Source organism: Pseudomonas sp. GM17, from assembly GCF_000282175.2.
Classification (GTDB): Bacteria; Pseudomonadota; Gammaproteobacteria; order Pseudomonadales; family Pseudomonadaceae; genus Aquipseudomonas; species Aquipseudomonas chlororaphis.
The window spans coordinates 5,001,930-5,018,559 of record NZ_CP124732.1 but is presented as its reverse complement, the minus strand read 5'-3'; the positions used below and the strand labels follow the sequence as shown (position 1 = coordinate 5,018,559).

Below are 16,630 nucleotides of genomic sequence, written 5' to 3'. Positions count from 1 at the left end.
ACCACTTGGGTATGAGGTGAAGCTATGTTAAACCGCGAGCTCGAAGTCACCCTCAATCTCGCCTTCAAAGAGGCTCGTTCGAAGCGTCATGAGTTCATGACCGTCGAGCACCTCTTGTTGGCTCTTTTGGATAATGAGGCCGCCGCCACCGTTTTGCGTGCCTGCGGAGCAAACCTCGACAAACTCAAGCACGACCTGCAGGAGTTCATCGACTCCACCACGCCGCTGATTCCTGTGCACGACGAGGATCGTGAAACCCAGCCAACCCTGGGCTTTCAGCGTGTGCTGCAACGTGCTGTCTTTCATGTGCAGAGCTCGGGCAAGCGCGAAGTGACCGGCGCCAATGTGCTGGTTGCGATCTTCAGTGAGCAAGAGAGTCAGGCGGTGTTCCTGCTGAAACAGCAGAGCGTTGCCCGCATCGATGTCGTCAACTACATCGCCCATGGCATCTCCAAAGTGCCGGGGCATGGCGATCATTCCGAAGGTGAGCAGGATATGCAGGACGATGAAGGCGGTGAGTCTTCCTCTTCAGGTAATCCGCTGGATGCTTATGCCAGCAATCTCAATGAGCTGGCGCGCCAGGGGCGTATCGACCCGTTGGTCGGTCGTGAGCAGGAAGTCGAGCGTGTGGCGCAGATTCTTGCGCGCCGGCGCAAGAACAACCCGCTGCTGGTGGGCGAGGCCGGGGTCGGTAAAACGGCCATCGCCGAAGGTCTGGCCAAGCGCATCGTCGACAGTCAGGTGCCTGACCTGCTGGCCAGCAGCGTGGTGTACTCCCTGGATCTCGGCGCGTTGCTGGCGGGAACCAAATACCGCGGTGATTTCGAGAAGCGCTTCAAGGCGTTGCTGGGCGAGTTGAAGAAACGTCCGCAGGCGATCCTGTTCATCGACGAAATTCACACCATCATTGGCGCCGGTGCGGCGTCCGGTGGGGTGATGGATGCCTCGAACCTGCTCAAGCCGCTGCTTTCCTCGGGCGACATCCGTTGCATCGGTTCGACCACCTTCCAGGAATTCCGTGGAATTTTCGAGAAAGACCGGGCCTTGGCTCGCCGTTTCCAGAAGGTCGATGTGTCCGAGCCTTCGGTAGAGGACACCATCGGCATTCTGCGCGGCCTCAAGGGGCGTTTCGAGCTGCACCACAGCATCGAGTACAGCGATGAGGCATTGCGCGCCGCCGCCGAACTGGCGTCGCGTTATATCAATGACCGGCATATGCCCGATAAGGCGATCGACGTGATCGACGAGGCGGGCGCCTATCAGCGTCTGCAGCCTGTCGACAAGCGCGTAAAACGCATAGAGGTCGCTCAGGTCGAGGACATCGTGGCGAAAATCGCGCGGATTCCGCCGAAACACGTCACCAGTTCCGACAAGGAGCTGCTGCGTAACCTCGAGCGCGACCTGAAGTTGACGGTGTTCGGCCAGGATGCAGCGATCGACTCGCTGTCGACCGCGATCAAGCTGTCCCGTGCTGGCCTGAAGTCGCCGGACAAACCCGTCGGTTCGTTCCTGTTTGCCGGGCCTACCGGTGTCGGTAAGACCGAGGCTGCACGGCAGTTGGCCAAGGCGCTGGGTATCGAACTGGTGCGTTTCGACATGTCCGAGTACATGGAGCGTCACACCGTGTCGCGCCTGATCGGTGCGCCTCCGGGTTATGTCGGTTTCGACCAGGGCGGTTTGCTGACCGAAGCGATTACCAAGCAGCCTCACTGCGTATTGCTGCTCGATGAAATCGAAAAGGCCCACCCGGAAGTCTTCAACCTGCTGCTGCAGGTGATGGACCACGGTACCTTGACCGATAACAACGGGCGCAAGGCGGATTTCCGCAACGTGATCGTGATCATGACCACCAACGCAGGTGCCGAGACCGCGGCGCGGGCTTCCATCGGGTTCACTCATCAGGATCACTCTTCCGATGCCATGGAAGTGATCAAGAAGAGCTTCACGCCGGAATTCCGTAACCGTCTGGACACCATTATCCAGTTTGGTCGCCTCAGCCATGAGGTCATCAAGAGCGTGGTGGACAAGTTCCTTACCGAACTGCAGGCGCAGCTGGAGGACAAGCGCGTTCAGCTGGAAGTCACGGATGCGGCCCGCAGCTGGCTGGCGGCTGGTGGTTACGATGTGACCATGGGCGCTCGTCCTATGGCGCGCCTGATCCAGGACAAGATCAAGCGTCCGCTGGCGGAGGAGATACTCTTTGGCGAACTGGCCGAACATGGCGGTGTGGTGCACATCGACATCAAGGATGGCGAGCTGACCTTCGAGTTCGAGACCACCGCAGAAATGGCCTGACCGGCCGTAATAAAAAAGGCGCCGCAAGGCGCCTTTTTTATATCTGTTCTGTAGGCAGGCAAACAAAAACGCCCGGCATGGGCCGGGCGTCTTGTATTGACTTGCTTAGCGAGCGCGGTAAGTGATGCGCCCTTTGCTCAAGTCATAGGGCGTCAGTTCGACGCGCACTTTGTCACCGGTAAGAATACGAATGTAGTTCTTGCGCATCTTGCCGGAGATATGCGCGGTTACGACGTGCCCATTTTCCAACTCCACACGAAACATGGTGTTGGGCAGGGTGTCGACGACAGTGCCTTCCATTTCGAAGCTGTCTTCTTTCGACATGCAGTAAAGCCCTCGGTGTCCAATGAATGGCCCGGTGCAACTGCGCCAGGCAAAAGCGGCGTGCATTGTGCCCGAAAAGTGGGGTTCAAGCCAAGGGCTTCTAGTTCAGGATGACCCATCTCTGGTTAATCAGCAGCTCAATGGGCCGATATTGGGTCTTGTAGTTCATCTTTTTGCAGTTCTTGATCCAGTATCCGAGGTAGACCGCGTCCAGGCCCAGGCGCAAGGCTTCGCCGATCTGCCACAGAATGGCGTAGCGGCCGAGGCTGCGGCGCTCTTCATCGGGTTCGTAGAAGGTGTAGACCGCGGAAAGGCCATTGGGCAGCAGATCGGTGACGGCCACGGCGAGCAGGCGCCCATCGAGGCGGAACTCGTAGAACCTGGAGAAGGGCAGGTCGCGAACCAGAAAGGTCGAGAACTGATCGCGGCTGGGTGGGTACATGTCGCCATCGGCGTGGCGTTGCTCGATATAACGCTGGTAAAGGTCGAAATACTCTTCGCTGAACCCCGGTTTGACAGGCTGGACCTTCAAGTCGGCATTGCGTTTGAGGATGCGTTTTTGCTGACGATTGGGTACAAACTGCGCGGCAGGAATGCGTGCCGGAACACAGGCATTGCAGTTTTGGCAATGCGGCCGGTACAGGTGGTCGCCACTGCGGCGAAAGCCCATTTCCGACAGATCTGCGTAGACATGCACATCCATGGGCTGGCTAGGATCGAGGAACAGCGTGGTCGCCTGTTCTTCGGGCAGGTAGCTGCAAGAGTGGGGCTGAGTGGCATAAAACTTCAAACGCGCCAACTCGGTCATGAATCAACCCTCGGGATTAGCTTTGAATTAAGTGTAAGCCACGCCGGCAAAACCCGCCTAGGAAACCCATATGGCGCGGCTGGGCTGGTCCAGATGGCGCTGCAGATAACCGGCGAACTCCTGGCGAGGGATGGCGCGGGCGCCCAGGCTGTGCAAGTGGTCGGTGGGCATCTGGCAGTCGATCAGGGCGAAGCCCCATGCCCGTAAGTGTTGGACCAGCGTGACGAAGCCGAATTTCGACGCATTGTCGGCCCGACTGAACATCGATTCGCCAAAAAACAGCTGGCCCATTGCTAGCCCATACAGCCCGCCCACCAGCAAACCCTGATCCCAGACTTCGATCGAATGGGCATAACCGCGCTTGTGCAGTTCAAGGTAGGCATCCTGCATCGATTCAGTGATCCAGGTGCCGTCGGCATAAGGGCGTGGCGCCGCGCAGGCGCTGATGACCGCGGCAAAATCCTGATCGAAGGTGACCTGGTAGCGTTGCTGGCGCAGCAGCTTGCCCAGGCTGCGGGATACATGCAGTTCGTCTGGAAATAGCACCGTGCGCGGGTCGGGCGACCACCAGAGGATGGGCTGGCCTTCGGAAAACCAGGGAAAGCAGCCGTGGCGATAGGCCTGGATCAACCGGTCGGCCGACAGGTCGCCGCCGGCGGCCAACAGGCCGTTGGGGGTGCGCAGGGCCTTTTCCAGCGGGGGAAAGTCGAAGGTGTTGCGTTGTAACCAGGTCAGCATGGCATTCAGACTTGCGGAAGGGGAGGGCGGTGGCGGGCCTGCAAGGCCCGCCGCAAGCGTAGGTCGGGAGGTCAGTTGTCGTCGAGGAATTTCTCTGCATCCAGGGCCGCCATGCAGCCCGCGCCCGCGGAAGTGACGGCCTGGCGGTACACATGGTCGGCCACATCGCCCGCGGCGAACACGCCCGGGATGCCGGTGGCCGTGGCGTCGCCTTCGCTGCCACCCTTGACCAGCAGATAGCCATCGCGCATTTCCAGCTGGCCCTTGAACAGATCCGTATTGGGCTTGTGACCGATGGCGATGAATACGCCGGCCAGCGCCAGTTCCTGGGTCTCTCCGGTCAGGCTGTCGCGCAGTCGGGCGCCGGTGACGCCGCTGGCATCGCCCAGCACCTCATCGAGATTCTGGTTCCAGTGCAGGCGGATATTGCCCTTGGCGGCTTTGTCGAACAGCTTGTCCTGGAGGATTTTCTCCGCGCGCAGCTTGTCGCGCCGGTGCACCAGGTGAACCTCTTTGGCGATGTTGGAGAGGTACAGGGCTTCCTCCACGGCGGTGTTGCCGCCACCGATTACGGCAACTACTTGATTGCGATAGAAAAAGCCGTCACAGGTAGCGCAGGCGGATACACCCTTGCCGGCGAAGGTTTCTTCGGAGGGCAGGCCCAGGTACTGGGCCGATGCACCCGTGGCGATGATCAGTGCGTCGCAGCTGTAGGTGCCGCTGTCGCCCTTGAGGATAAAGGGTCGCTGTTGCAACTCCGCAGTATGGATGTGGTCGTAGACGATCTCGGTGTCGAAGCGTTCAGCGTGTTTTTGCATGCGCTCCATCAGCACCGGGCCGGTCAGGCCTTCGACATCGCCTGGCCAATTGTCGACCTCGACGGTGGTGGTCAGTTGACCGCCTGCTTGCAGGCCGGTGATGACGGTCGGTTTGAGGTTGGCGCGGGCGGCATAAACGGCAGCGCTGTAACCGGCAGGGCCGGAGCCCAGAATGATCAGGCGTGAATGCTTCGCTTCGGTCATAAAAACACCTCATAAGCCTTTGTCACAAAAGAGAATGCATGCTCAAATTGAATACTGCGTAAAGTGTTCCTGATTATGCTACACCCAGTATTGAGCAGCGTGGCACGGCGCTTACAAACCCGTACAATGCGGGTTTGTATCCCTATGTGGAATACATCGGCATTGCACGCGGCAGCTCTTACAGTTTCGCAATGCGTGGGCAGAATGTTAAAAGTAGCCCCAGTTACGCTCGTCAACTTTTTTACCTGCCTGGATTGGGCAGTATTTTTTAGTCGATCAACAGTTGGACGCGCCCATGGCGCAGGAAAAGACGCGTTTTGAAGAAATCCACCGCAGCACCTAAAACAGTAGTCCCACTCTGGCGCCAGCAATTGCACTACCGGCTCAAGGAAGGTGCGTTGATCGCCATTGGGGCCTTGTGCCTGTTCCTGATGATGGCATTGCTGACATATGGCAAGGACGATCCGGGCTGGAGTCATAACAGCAAGATTGAAGATGTACAGAACTTCGGTGGTCCCGCCGGTTCTTACAGCGCCGATATCCTGTTTATGGTGTTGGGTTACTTCGCCTATATCTTCCCGTTGTTATTGGCGATCAAGACTTATCAGATCTTCCGTCAGCGCCATGAGCCGTGGCAGTGGAGCGGCTGGCTGTTTTCCTGGCGCCTGATCGGCCTGGTATTCCTGGTGCTGTCCGGTGCCGCGTTGGCGCATATCCATTTCCATGCGGCGACCGGCCTGCCGGCTGGCGCAGGCGGGGCACTGGGTGAAAGCCTGGGCGACCTGGCCAAGAACGCGCTGAATATCCAGGGCAGTACCCTGATGTTTATCGCGCTGTTCCTGTTCGGCCTGACCGTTTTTACCGATCTTTCCTGGTTCAAGGTCATGGATGTGACCGGCAAGATCACCCTCGACCTGTTCGAACTGTTCCAGGGCGCCGCCAACCGCTGGTGGATGGCCCGTACCGAGCGCAAGCAACTGGTCGCCCAATTGCGTGAAGTGGATGCCCGGGTCGACGAGGTGGTTGCTCCGACCGTGACCGACAAGCGTGAGCAGGCCAAGGTCAAGGAGCGCCTGATCGAACGCGAGCAGGCCCTGAGCAAGCACATGTCCGACCGTGAGAAACAGGTCCCGCCGGTGATCGCCCCGGCCCCGGTAAAAGCGCCCGAGCCAAGCAAACGCGTGCAGAAAGAGAAACAGGTCCCGCTGTTCATCGACAGCGCGGTCGAAGGCACCTTGCCGCCTATCTCTATTCTCGATCCGGCGGAAAAGAAACAACTCAACTACTCCCCCGAGTCGCTGGCCGCTGTCGGCCATCTGCTGGAAATCAAGCTCAAGGAGTTCGGGGTCGAGGTGTCGGTGGACTCGATCCACCCGGGCCCGGTGATTACCCGTTACGAAATCCAGCCGGCCGCCGGTGTGAAAGTCAGCCGTATCGCCAACCTGGCCAAGGACCTGGCGCGTTCGCTGGCGGTGACCAGCGTGCGGGTAGTGGAAGTGATTCCCGGCAAGACCACCGTGGGTATCGAGATTCCCAATGAAGACCGGCAGATCGTGCGCTTCTCCGAAGTGCTGTCGACCCCGGAATACGACAACTTCAAATCCCCGGTCACCCTAGCCCTGGGCCACGATATCGGCGGCAAGCCGATCATCACCGACCTGGCCAAGATGCCTCACCTGCTGGTGGCCGGTACCACCGGTTCCGGTAAGTCGGTGGGTGTGAACGCGATGATCCTGTCGATCCTGTTCAAGTCCGGCCCGGAAGACGCCAAGCTGATCATGATCGACCCGAAAATGCTCGAGCTGTCGATCTACGAAGGCATCCCGCACCTGCTGTGCCCGGTGGTGACCGACATGAAGGACGCCGCCAACGCCCTGCGCTGGAGCGTGGCCGAGATGGAGCGGCGCTACAAGCTGATGGCGAAGATGGGCGTGCGTAACCTGTCGGGCTTCAACGCCAAGGTTAAAGAAGCGATCGAAGCCGGTACGCCGCTGACCGACCCACTGTACAACCGCGAAAGTATTCACGACGAAGCGCCGCTGCTGACCAAGCTGCCGACCATCGTCGTGGTGGTCGACGAATTCGCCGACATGATGATGATCGTCGGCAAGAAGGTCGAAGAACTGATCGCGCGGATCGCCCAGAAAGCCCGTGCCGCGGGGATCCACCTGATCCTGGCGACCCAGCGTCCGTCGGTGGACGTGATCACCGGCCTGATCAAGGCCAACATCCCGACCCGCATGGCGTTCCAGGTATCGAGCAAGATCGACTCGCGGACCATCATCGACCAGGGCGGCGCCGAACAGCTGCTGGGGCACGGTGACATGCTCTACATGCCGCCGGGCACCAGCCTGCCGATCCGCGTCCATGGCGCCTTCGTCTCCGACGATGAGGTGCACCGTGTGGTGGAGGCCTGGAAACTGCGTGGCGCACCGGAGTACAACGACGACATCCTCAACGGTGTCGAAGAAGCCGGTAGCGGCTTCGACGGCGGCAGCGGTGGTGGTGACGGTGACGACGCCGAGACCGACGCGCTGTACGACGAGGCGGTGCAGTTCGTCCTCGAGAGCCGCCGGGCATCGATCTCCGCGGTTCAGCGCAAGCTCAAGATCGGCTACAACCGCGCGGCCCGCATGATCGAAGCCATGGAAATGGCCGGTGTGGTGACCGCCATGAACACCAACGGCTCGCGCGAAGTGATAGCGCCGGGTCCGATGCGCGACTAATGACCCGACACAGGCGGCGCGCCCCAGCGCCGCCGGTTTTTTCCACGAATCTAATGAGGACTCCCATGCGTCTTATCCGCATGTTGCTGGTACCGGTACTGGCTTTAACGACGCTGTCGGCCCATGCCGATCAGAAAGACGTGGCGCGCCTGACCCAGTTGCTCGAAAAGTCCCAGACCCTGACTGCGCGTTTCTCGCAACTGACCCTCGACGGCAGCGGCACCCAGCTGCAGGAAACCGCTGGCGACATGGCGCTGAAGCGCCCGGGCCTGTTCTACTGGCACACCGATGCGCCGCAGGAGCAACTGATGGTCTCCGACGGCAAGAAGGTTTCCCTGTGGGACCCGGACCTGGAGCAGGTCACCATCAAGACCCTGGACCAGCGCCTGACCCAGACCCCAGCCTTGTTGTTGTCGGGCGATGTGTCGAAAATCAGCGAAAGCTTCGACATCAGCGCCAAGGAAGCCGGTGGCGTGGTGGACTTCATCCTCAAGCCGAAAACCAAGGACACCCTGTTTGACAGCCTGCGCCTGTCGTTCCGCAATGGCCTGGTGAATGACATGCAACTGATCGACAGCGTTGGCCAGCGCACCAATATCCTGTTCACCGGGGTCAAGGCCAATGAGCCGATCGCCGCTTCCAAGTTCAAGTTCGACATCCCCAAGGGTGCCGACGTGATCCAAGAATAAGTCGCCGCCAAGAGGTTTCAATCGTCCGCCATGGATCTGTTTCGCAGTGACCCGATCGCCCAACCCCTGGCCGCGCGCCTGCGCCCGGCCAACCTGGACGAGTACGTCGGTCAGGAACATGTGCTCGCCCGCGGCAAGCCTCTGCGCGAAGCGCTGGAGCAGGGGGCCTTGCACTCGATGATCTTCTGGGGGCCGCCGGGCGTGGGCAAGACCACTCTGGCGCGGCTCCTGGCGAAAGTCTCGGATGCGCACTTCGAAACGGTCTCGGCGGTACTGGCCGGGGTCAAGGAGATCCGCCAGGCGGTGGAAATCGCCAAGCAGCAGGCGGCCCAGTACGGGCGTCGGACCATCCTGTTCGTCGACGAAGTGCACCGTTTCAACAAGTCGCAGCAGGATGCCTTCCTGCCCTATGTCGAAGATGGCACCCTGATTTTCATCGGTGCGACCACCGAGAACCCGTCCTTCGAGCTGAACAACGCACTGTTGTCCCGGGCCCGGGTGTATGTGCTCAAGAGCCTCGACGAGGCGGCGCTGCACAAGCTGGTGCAGCGGGCCTTGGCTGAAGAACGCGGGCTGGGCAAGCGCCAGCTGAGCCTCAGCGACGAAGGCTTTCAGATGCTCCTGGCGGCGGCGGACGGCGATGGCCGGCGCCTGCTCAACCTGCTGGAGAATGCTTCCGATCTCGCCGAAGACGGCACGCAAATCGGCGTCGAGCTGCTGCAAAGCCTGCTGGGCGATACCCGCCGGCGTTTCGACAAGGGCGGCGAAGCCTTCTATGACCAGATATCGGCGCTGCACAAGTCGGTCCGCGGTTCCAACCCGGACGGCGCCCTGTACTGGTTCGCGCGGATGCTCGACGGTGGTTGCGACCCGCTGTACCTGGCACGGCGCGTGGTGCGCATGGCCAGCGAAGACATCGGCAACGCCGATCCACGGGCATTGAGCCTGTGCCTGGCGGCCTGGGACGTGCAGGAGCGCCTTGGCAGCCCCGAAGGCGAGCTGGCGGTGGCCCAGGCCATCACCTACCTGGCCTGCGCGCCGAAAAGCAACGCCGTGTACATGGGCTTCAAGGCCGCCATGTGCAGCGCTGCCGAGCATGGGTCGCTGGAAGTGCCGCTGCACCTGCGCAATGCGCCGACCAAACTGATGAAGCAACTGGGTTACGGCGACGAATATCGTTATGCCCATGATGAGCCGGATGCCTACGCGGCCGGCGAAGACTACTTTCCCGAGGCGCTGGAGCCGCAACCCTTCTATCAACCCGTGCCCCGTGGCCTGGAACTGAAGATCGGCGAGAAGCTCAAGCACCTGACGGAGCTTGACCGGGCCAGCCCCAAGCAGCGGAGAAAACCGTGATCCCGTTGATCCTTGCCGTCTCGGTGGGTGGTATTGCCGGAACCCTGTTGCGCTTTGCCACCGGTAACTGGATCAGCGCCAATTGGCCGCGGCACTTCTATACCGCGACGCTGGCCGTTAATATCGTGGGCTGCCTGCTGATCGGCGTGCTGTACGGCCTGTTTCTGATACGCCCGGAGGTGCCCATCGAGGTGCGCGCCGGGTTGATGGTGGGCTTCCTTGGCGGCCTGACGACTTTTTCATCCTTTTCACTGGATACAGTGCGTCTGCTGGAAAGCGGACAGATACCGCTGGCCCTGGGCTATGCGGCCATCAGCGTATTCGGCGGGCTGCTCGCGACCTGGGCCGGCCTGTCCCTGACCAAACTTTGATAAACGAGAGACCGACATGCTCGATTCCAAACTGTTACGTAGCAACCTTCAGGACGTAGCGGACCGCCTGGCATCCCGTGGCTTTGCCCTGGATGTAGCACGCATCGAAGCGCTGGAAGAGCAGCGCAAGACCGTCCAGACCCGCACCGAACAACTGCAGGCCGAACGTAACGCGCGCTCCAAGTCCATCGGTCAGGCCAAGCAGCGCGGCGAAGACATCGCGCCGCTGATGGCCGACGTCGAGCGCATGGCGGGCGAGTTGGCGGTCGGCAAGGTTGAGCTGGACGCCATTCAAACCGAGCTGGATGCGATCCTGCAGGGCATCCCGAACCTGCCCCACGAATCGGTGCCGGTTGGCGACGACGAAGAGGGCAACGTCGAAGTGCGCCGCTGGGGCACGCCGACGGCGTTCGACTTCCCGATCCTGGACCACGTCGCCCTGGGCGAAAAACACGGCTGGCTGGACTTCGAGACCGCGGCCAAGCTGTCGGGCGCGCGTTTTGCCCTGCTGCGCGGACCGATCGCCCGTCTGCACCGCGCACTGGCGCAGTTCATGATCAACCTGCACACCAGCGAGCACGGCTACGAAGAGGCCTACACCCCTTACCTGGTGCAGGCACCGGCGTTGGTGGGTACCGGCCAGTTGCCGAAGTTCGAAGAAGACCTGTTCAAGATCAGCCGTGAAAACGAAGCCGATCTGTACCTGATCCCGACCGCCGAAGTGTCGCTGACCAATATCGTGGCCGGCGAGATCCTCGATCCGAAGCAGCTGCCGATCAAGTTCGTCGCCCATACCCCGTGCTTCCGCAGCGAAGCCGGTTCGTCGGGCCGCGACACCCGCGGCATGATCCGTCAGCACCAGTTCGACAAGGTCGAGATGGTCCAGATCGTCGAGCCATCGACTTCCATGGAAGCTCTGGAAGGCCTGACCGCCAACGCCGAGAAAGTCCTGCAACTGCTGGAGCTGCCTTACCGCACCCTGGCGCTGTGCACCGGCGACATGGGCTTCAGTGCGGTCAAGACCTATGACCTGGAAGTGTGGATCCCGAGCCAGGACAAGTACCGCGAGATTTCGTCGTGCTCCAACTGCGGCGACTTCCAGGCCCGTCGCATGCAGGCGCGCTTCCGCAATCCGGAAACCGGCAAGCCGGAACTGGTGCATACCCTGAACGGTTCCGGCCTGGCGGTCGGTCGTACCCTGGTGGCGGTGCTGGAGAACTACCAGCAGGCCGACGGTTCGATCCGTGTGCCTGAGGTGCTCAAGCCTTACATGGGCGGCCTCGAGGTCATCGGCTAAATGGAATTTCTGCCGCTGTTTCATAACCTGCGCGGCAGTCGTGTGTTGGTGGTCGGCGGCGGGGAGATTGCCTTGCGCAAATCCCGTCTGCTGGCCGACGCCGGTGCGCTGCTGCGGGTAGTTGCACCTGAAGTGGAACCCCAGTTGCGCGAGCTGGTCACCGCCAGCGGCGGCGAATGCCTGTCGCGCGGTTATGTCGAGGCGGACCTGGACGGCTGCGTGCTGATCATCGCCGCCACCGACGACGAACCGCTCAATGCCCAGGTCTCCGCCGACGCTCATCGGCGCTGCGTGCCGGTCAATGTGGTGGATGCGCCGGCCTTGTGCAGTGTGATCTTCCCGGCGATCGTCGACCGTTCACCGCTGGTGATCGCCGTCTCCAGTGGCGGCGATGCACCGGTGCTGGCGCGCCTGATCCGGGCCAAGCTGGAAACCTGGATTCCCTCGACCTATGGTCAGCTGGCCGGCCTGGCCGCGCGTTTTCGCAATCAGGTCAAAGGCCTGTTTCCGGACGTGCAGCAGCGTCGTGCTTTCTGGGAAGACGTGTTCCAGGGCCCGATCGCCGACCGGCAGCTGGCCGGGCAGGGCGATGAGGCCGAGCGCTTGCTACAGGCCAAGATCGCCGGCGAAGCGCCCCATGCGCCGGGCGAGGTGTATCTGGTGGGGGCAGGGCCGGGCGATCCGGATCTGCTGACCTTCCGCGCCTTGCGCCTGATGCAGCAAGCCGATGTGGTGCTCTACGACCGCCTCGTAGCTCCGGCGATTCTCGAGCTGTGCCGGCGCGATGCCGAGCGGGTGTATGTCGGCAAGCGCCGCGCTGATCACGCCTTGCCCCAGGAACAGATCAACCAGCAATTGGTGGACCTGGCCAAACAGGGCAAGCGCGTGCTACGTCTGAAGGGTGGCGATCCGTTCATCTTCGGCCGTGGCGGCGAAGAGATCGAAGAACTGGCGGCCCAGGGCATTCCGTTCCAGGTGGTGCCGGGGATTACCGCGGCCAGCGGCTGCGCGGCCTATGCCGGCATTCCTTTGACCCACCGTGACTATGCGCAGTCCGTGCGTTTCGTCACCGGGCATCTGAAGGATGGCACCACCGATCTGCCCTGGGCCGACCTGGTCGCGCCTGCACAGACCCTGGTGTTCTATATGGGCCTGGTGGGCTTGCCGGTGATCTGCGAGCAACTGATCCAGCATGGCCGTTCGGCGAATACGCCGGCCGCCTTGATCCAGCAGGGCACGACCGCCAACCAGCGAGTGTTCACCGGCACCCTGGCGGATCTGCCGAAGCTGGTGGCGGAGCATGAAGTGCATGCGCCGACCCTGGTGATCGTCGGCGAAGTGGTGCAGCTTCGCGAGAAGCTCGCCTGGTTCGAAGGCGCGCAGTCGCAGGTCTGAAAGCATCGCGGGCAATCTCACTCCTACACAGAAAATCTCTTCTGTAGGAGCGAGGCTTGCCCGCGATAGCGATCTCAAGAACGATCGCTCTCCTGAGTTATTTCTTGTTGCCTTGCCAAACCCCACGCCCGCTCAAACGCTCGCGATCATGCGCCGCATCGAAGTCCTGCGCCGGCCCTTTCGGCACGATGCCGGTCGGGTTGATGGTGCGATGACTGGCGTAGTAGTGCCCCTTGATATGGGCAAAGTCCACGGTTTCGCCGATCCCCGGCCATTGGTACAGCTCGCGCAGCCAGTTCGACAGGTTCGGATAGTCGGCGATCCGCCGCAGGTTGCACTTGAAGTGACCGTAATACACCGCGTCGAAGCGGATCAGCGTGGTGAACAGGCGGATGTCCGCTTCCGTCAGGTATTCGCCGGCCAGGTAGCGTTGGCCGCCCAGGCGCCGTTCCAGCCAGTCGAGTTCGGCGAACAGATCGTCGAAGGCCGCTTCGTAGGCTTGCTGCGAAGTGGCGAAGCCGGCGCGATACACACCATTGTTCACCGCGGGGTAGATACGTGCGTTCAGTTCGTCGATTTCACCGCGTAGCGGCTCCGGATAGAAGTCCAGGCCGTTACCGCTCAGGCCATCGAAGGCGCTGTTGAACATGCGGATGATTTCCGCCGACTCGTTGCTGACGATGCGTTTCTGCTGCTTGTCCCAGAGCACGGGCACGGTGACGCGGCCGGTGTAGTCGCGGGTATCGGCGGTGTAGCGTTGGTGGAGGAAATCCAGATGATCCAGCTGGTCGCCGCTGGAGCCCAGGGCCCGGTCGAAAGTCCAGCCCTGTTCCAGCATCAGCCAGCTGACCACCGACACATCGACCAGGCTTTCCAAACCCTTGAGCTTGCGCAGGATCAGCGTGCGGTGAGCCCAGGGGCAGGCCAGGGATACGTACAGATGATAACGGCCGGCTTCCGCGCGAAAACCGCCTTCGCCGCTAGGGCCTGGTTTGCCGTCAGCGGTCACCCAGTTGCGGCGTTGCGCCTGTTCGCGCTGGAAGGCGCCGTCTTTGCTGCTTTCGTACCACTGGTCGTGCCAGCGTCCTTCAATCAGCAGGCCCATAAAAAACTCCTCGGTCAGTGTGCATTGGAGTGCAGTCTAATCCGAGGGGTTCGAACGAATTACGCAAAAGTCCGGCAGTTATGATCGGTTAAATCGATCTTTCGCGCGCGTCCCAGTAGTGCTGAGCTTGCTCGAAAGCCTGTTCCCGGGGCATGCCGAGCCCGCGCAGGGCCAGGGCCATGGTGGCGATCAGCGCCAGTTGCGGGTAGCTGTCCTGCACATCGCCGCGCCAGACGGCTTTCAGGTGCTCGGGGTCGAGGCTGGCCGGTTTGACATGGCGCTGCTCGGACTGGGCCGGCCATTCCTCATCCCAACTGATACCGCCAGTGGTGCCGTACAAGTGGCTGGCGCTGTCCGGGTTGATCTCGATTTCGCCGCCGTCGCCCTTGATCACAATGACGTTGTCCCCCAGCAGGCCGCTGGCATCGCGATGCACGCCCTGATAGCCGGGGTGGAAGATGCTTTGCAGGCAGCAGCGCGCGCCCAACGGGTTGAGGATGCGCGCCAGGGAGTGGATCGGCGAGCGCAGGCCCAGGGTATTACGCAAGTCGATCATGCGTTGCAGCTGTGGCGCCCAGTCGCCCAGGGGGATGAAGGCCAGGTTGCCCTGGGCCAGCGCGGCATCGACCGCCTGCCAGTCGCGGCACAGCGGGATGTGCAGCTGCTCCAGCAATTGCTCGGTGTACAGCCGGCCGGCGGTGTGGGCGCCGCCACCGTGCATCAGGATACGCACGCCGTTTTGTGCCAGGCACTTGGCGGCCAGCAGGAACCAGGGCAGGTGGCGCTTTTTGCCGGCGTAGCTGGGCCAGTCCAGATCGACCTTGATCGGTGGCGCCTGCAGGCGCTGGCGCAGGGCTTCGGTAAAGCCCGCCAGCTCCTCGGGGCTTTCTTCCTTGTGCCGCAACAGCATCAGGAAGGCGCCGAGCTGGGTGTCCTCGACCTTGTCGTCGAGCAGCATGCCCATGGCTTCCCGGGCTTCTTCACGGGTGAGGCTGCGGGCGCCGCGTTTGCCTTTGCCGAGAATGCGCACGAACTGCGCGAAAGGATGCTCGGCGGGCGTTTCGGTGGTCAGCGGGGTGTAATCGGTCATAAGCAATTGGTCGGCTTGGGCAGGCCCGCCAGCTTGGCGGCAAGTTTGGCGGGAGTGCCTTTGAACAGTCGGTTCAGGTGCAGGCTGTTGCCCTTGTCCGGGCCCAGCTTCAAGGCGGTGTATTTGATCAGTGGGCGGGTCGCGGGCGACAGCTGGAACTCCTGGTAGAAGCCACGCAGCAGCTCGAGGATTTCCCAGTGCTCGGGGGTCAGTTCGATCTGTTCCGCCGCGGCCAGGGCAGCGGCCACTTCGCTGGACCAGTCGCCCAGTTCCACCAGGTAGCCGTCCTTGTCCAGGGCGATGGCGCGTTCGCCGACAGTCAGTGCGTTCATAACCAGCTGTTGACCTTGTCGTACTGGATCGACAGCGCGACGAACGCCGGGTAATCGACACTCGTGGCCCAGGCCGGAACCTCCAGGCCTCGGGCCTGGTGGTCTTCCGCCAAAACGTAGAGCGACAGCGTCTCGCCGCGTGCCTGCAGGGCCGCCAGCGGCGCGCTGCCAGGCTGCAGGGCGTACACCGCATCGCCGCACAGGAGGATGCCATCCTGTGGGCCGAGCAGGCGCAGGCAACTGGTCAGCCGGGAGTCGGTGAAGGGTGAGTGGGACAGCACGTGCAAGGTCGACATCAGAGGGTGATCACCTGGTCAAAACGGTCAATAAGTGCGCCGAGTTCGGCCGGGGCCAGGACCTGCACCTCGTCCAGGTTCAGCGCGGCCGGGTCGAGGCCGCGTTCCGCCACGCTGGCGCCGCAGGCGAACAGCTGCTCCACACCAAACAGCGGCAGGGCCTGCAGATTGGCGCTGAGGTCCTTTTGCTGCACGGCAGCGGCTTTTTGCCCGGGGGTCAGCTGAAACACGCCATCGTCAAGAAACAGCAGGCCGATCGGCAAGTCGAAGGCGCCGCCCGCCAGCACGATATCCAGGGCTTCGCGGGCACCGGGGCCGGACCAGGGCGCCTGGCGGCTGATGATCAACAGGGATTGCGCCATGTTTCATGGCCCTCCGAAACAGATCAGGCGGTCGGCCGCCTGTACGGCGTCGTGCAACTGGCCGAGCCCGGAAAGCTCCCAGGGCGCGCTCAGGTTAACGGCCGGGCGCTGGTAGCGCGCGGCTTCCTCCTGGTTCAACACCCCGCGGCGCAGGGCGGCGGCAATGCACACCACGCCATCAAGCTGGTGCTCGCTGACGAAGGTTCGCCATTGCGCGGGCAGGTCCGGTTCGTCCTGCGGGGTGACGATGTTGTCCGATGCGCTGTGCACGCCATCCTGATAGAAAAACAGCCGCACGATCTCGTGGCCGCCAGCCAGCGCTGCCTGGGCGAATGCCAGGGCGCGGCGCGAGGAGGGCGCGTGAGCAGCGGAAAAAAGGGCAATGGCGAACTTCATGTAGAACTCTGTCTGCAAACCTGGGGCC

The 16,630-nt window shown here is 62.0% G+C and carries 17 protein-coding genes; 7 read left to right on the top strand and 10 right to left on the bottom strand.

Annotated features, from left to right (window positions below):
• The first annotated feature begins 24 nt into the window (after positions 1–24).
• A complete protein-coding gene (gene clpA / locus PMI20_RS22300) occupies positions 25–2,295 on the top strand; it encodes an ATP-dependent Clp protease ATP-binding subunit ClpA (RefSeq protein ID WP_007929214.1) in 2,271 nt (756 codons plus the stop codon).
• A 105-nt stretch (positions 2,296–2,400) separates the two neighbouring features.
• On the opposite strand, the gene infA is transcribed toward clpA, so the two are convergent.
• The 4 genes from infA to trxB form a co-directional block, all read right to left on the bottom strand.
• The gene (gene infA / locus PMI20_RS22295) at positions 2,401–2,619 is read right to left on the bottom strand and encodes a translation initiation factor IF-1 (protein ID WP_002553999.1); all 219 of its coding nucleotides are present in this window, start codon (positions 2,617–2,619) and stop codon (positions 2,401–2,403) included.
• Between the two features lie 100 nt (positions 2,620–2,719).
• Entirely contained in the window at positions 2,720–3,427 is a 708-nt protein-coding gene (locus PMI20_RS22290; protein WP_007929216.1) for an arginyltransferase, read from the bottom strand.
• Positions 3,428–3,484: 57 nt separating this feature from the next.
• A complete protein-coding gene (gene aat, locus PMI20_RS22285) occupies positions 3,485–4,165 on the bottom strand; it encodes a leucyl/phenylalanyl-tRNA--protein transferase (RefSeq protein ID WP_007929217.1) in 681 nt (226 codons plus the stop codon).
• A gap of 71 nt (positions 4,166–4,236) precedes the next feature.
• The gene (gene trxB, locus PMI20_RS22280; RefSeq protein WP_007929218.1) at positions 4,237–5,187 is read right to left on the bottom strand and encodes a thioredoxin-disulfide reductase; all 951 of its coding nucleotides are present in this window, start codon (positions 5,185–5,187) and stop codon (positions 4,237–4,239) included.
• 317 nt (positions 5,188–5,504) lie between these two features.
• Between trxB and ftsK the strand changes: the two genes are divergently transcribed.
• From ftsK to cysG, 6 genes are all read left to right on the top strand, one after another.
• Positions 5,505–7,913 (top strand): DNA translocase FtsK, encoded by a 2,409-nt coding sequence (gene ftsK, locus PMI20_RS22275; protein ID WP_081502462.1) that lies wholly within the window; start codon positions 5,505–5,507, stop codon positions 7,911–7,913.
• A 65-nt stretch (positions 7,914–7,978) separates the two neighbouring features.
• On the top strand, positions 7,979–8,602 hold the full coding sequence (gene lolA, locus PMI20_RS22270) for an outer membrane lipoprotein periplasmic chaperone LolA (RefSeq protein ID WP_007929220.1): 624 nt from the start codon (positions 7,979–7,981) through the stop codon (positions 8,600–8,602).
• Between the two features lie 30 nt (positions 8,603–8,632).
• A complete protein-coding gene (locus PMI20_RS22265) occupies positions 8,633–9,958 on the top strand; it encodes a replication-associated recombination protein A (RefSeq protein ID WP_007929221.1) in 1,326 nt (441 codons plus the stop codon).
• Positions 9,955–10,329 carry a fluoride efflux transporter CrcB gene (gene crcB / locus PMI20_RS22260; protein WP_007929222.1) on the top strand — a complete coding sequence of 125 codons (375 nt, stop codon included), beginning with the start codon at positions 9,955–9,957 and terminating at the stop codon, positions 10,327–10,329. The genes PMI20_RS22265 and crcB overlap by 4 nt, the downstream gene beginning before the upstream one ends.
• A gap of 16 nt (positions 10,330–10,345) precedes the next feature.
• Positions 10,346–11,626, top strand: coding sequence for a serine--tRNA ligase (gene serS / locus PMI20_RS22255; protein ID WP_007929229.1), 1,281 nt, complete (start codon positions 10,346–10,348; stop codon positions 11,624–11,626).
• Positions 11,627–13,021 carry a siroheme synthase CysG gene (gene cysG, locus PMI20_RS22250; protein ID WP_007929232.1) on the top strand — a complete coding sequence of 465 codons (1,395 nt, stop codon included), beginning with the start codon at positions 11,627–11,629 and terminating at the stop codon, positions 13,019–13,021.
• A gap of 97 nt (positions 13,022–13,118) precedes the next feature.
• Here the strand turns inward: cysG and PMI20_RS22245 are convergent, their stop codons facing one another.
• The 6 genes from PMI20_RS22245 to tusD form a co-directional block, all read right to left on the bottom strand.
• Positions 13,119–14,126, bottom strand: coding sequence for a glutathione S-transferase family protein (locus PMI20_RS22245; protein WP_007929234.1), 1,008 nt, complete (start codon positions 14,124–14,126; stop codon positions 13,119–13,121).
• An 88-nt stretch (positions 14,127–14,214) separates the two neighbouring features.
• On the bottom strand, positions 14,215–15,216 hold the full coding sequence (locus PMI20_RS22240; protein ID WP_007929236.1) for a glycosyl transferase family protein: 1,002 nt from the start codon (positions 15,214–15,216) through the stop codon (positions 14,215–14,217).
• A complete protein-coding gene (locus tag PMI20_RS22235) occupies positions 15,213–15,548 on the bottom strand; it encodes a TusE/DsrC/DsvC family sulfur relay protein (RefSeq protein ID WP_007929238.1) in 336 nt (111 codons plus the stop codon). Before PMI20_RS22235 ends, PMI20_RS22240 begins: the two co-directional genes overlap by 4 nt.
• On the bottom strand, positions 15,545–15,844 hold the full coding sequence (gene tusB / locus PMI20_RS22230) for a sulfurtransferase complex subunit TusB (RefSeq protein WP_007929239.1): 300 nt from the start codon (positions 15,842–15,844) through the stop codon (positions 15,545–15,547). The genes PMI20_RS22235 and tusB overlap by 4 nt, the downstream gene beginning before the upstream one ends.
• The gene (gene tusC, locus PMI20_RS22225) at positions 15,844–16,206 is read right to left on the bottom strand and encodes a sulfurtransferase complex subunit TusC (protein ID WP_007929240.1); all 363 of its coding nucleotides are present in this window, start codon (positions 16,204–16,206) and stop codon (positions 15,844–15,846) included. Before tusC ends, tusB begins: the two co-directional genes overlap by 1 nt.
• Positions 16,207–16,209: 3 nt before the next feature.
• Complete coding sequence (gene tusD, locus PMI20_RS22220) at positions 16,210–16,602, bottom strand: sulfurtransferase complex subunit TusD (protein WP_007929241.1); 393 nt, start codon at positions 16,600–16,602, stop codon at positions 16,210–16,212.
• Positions 16,603–16,630: the final 28 nt, after the last annotated feature.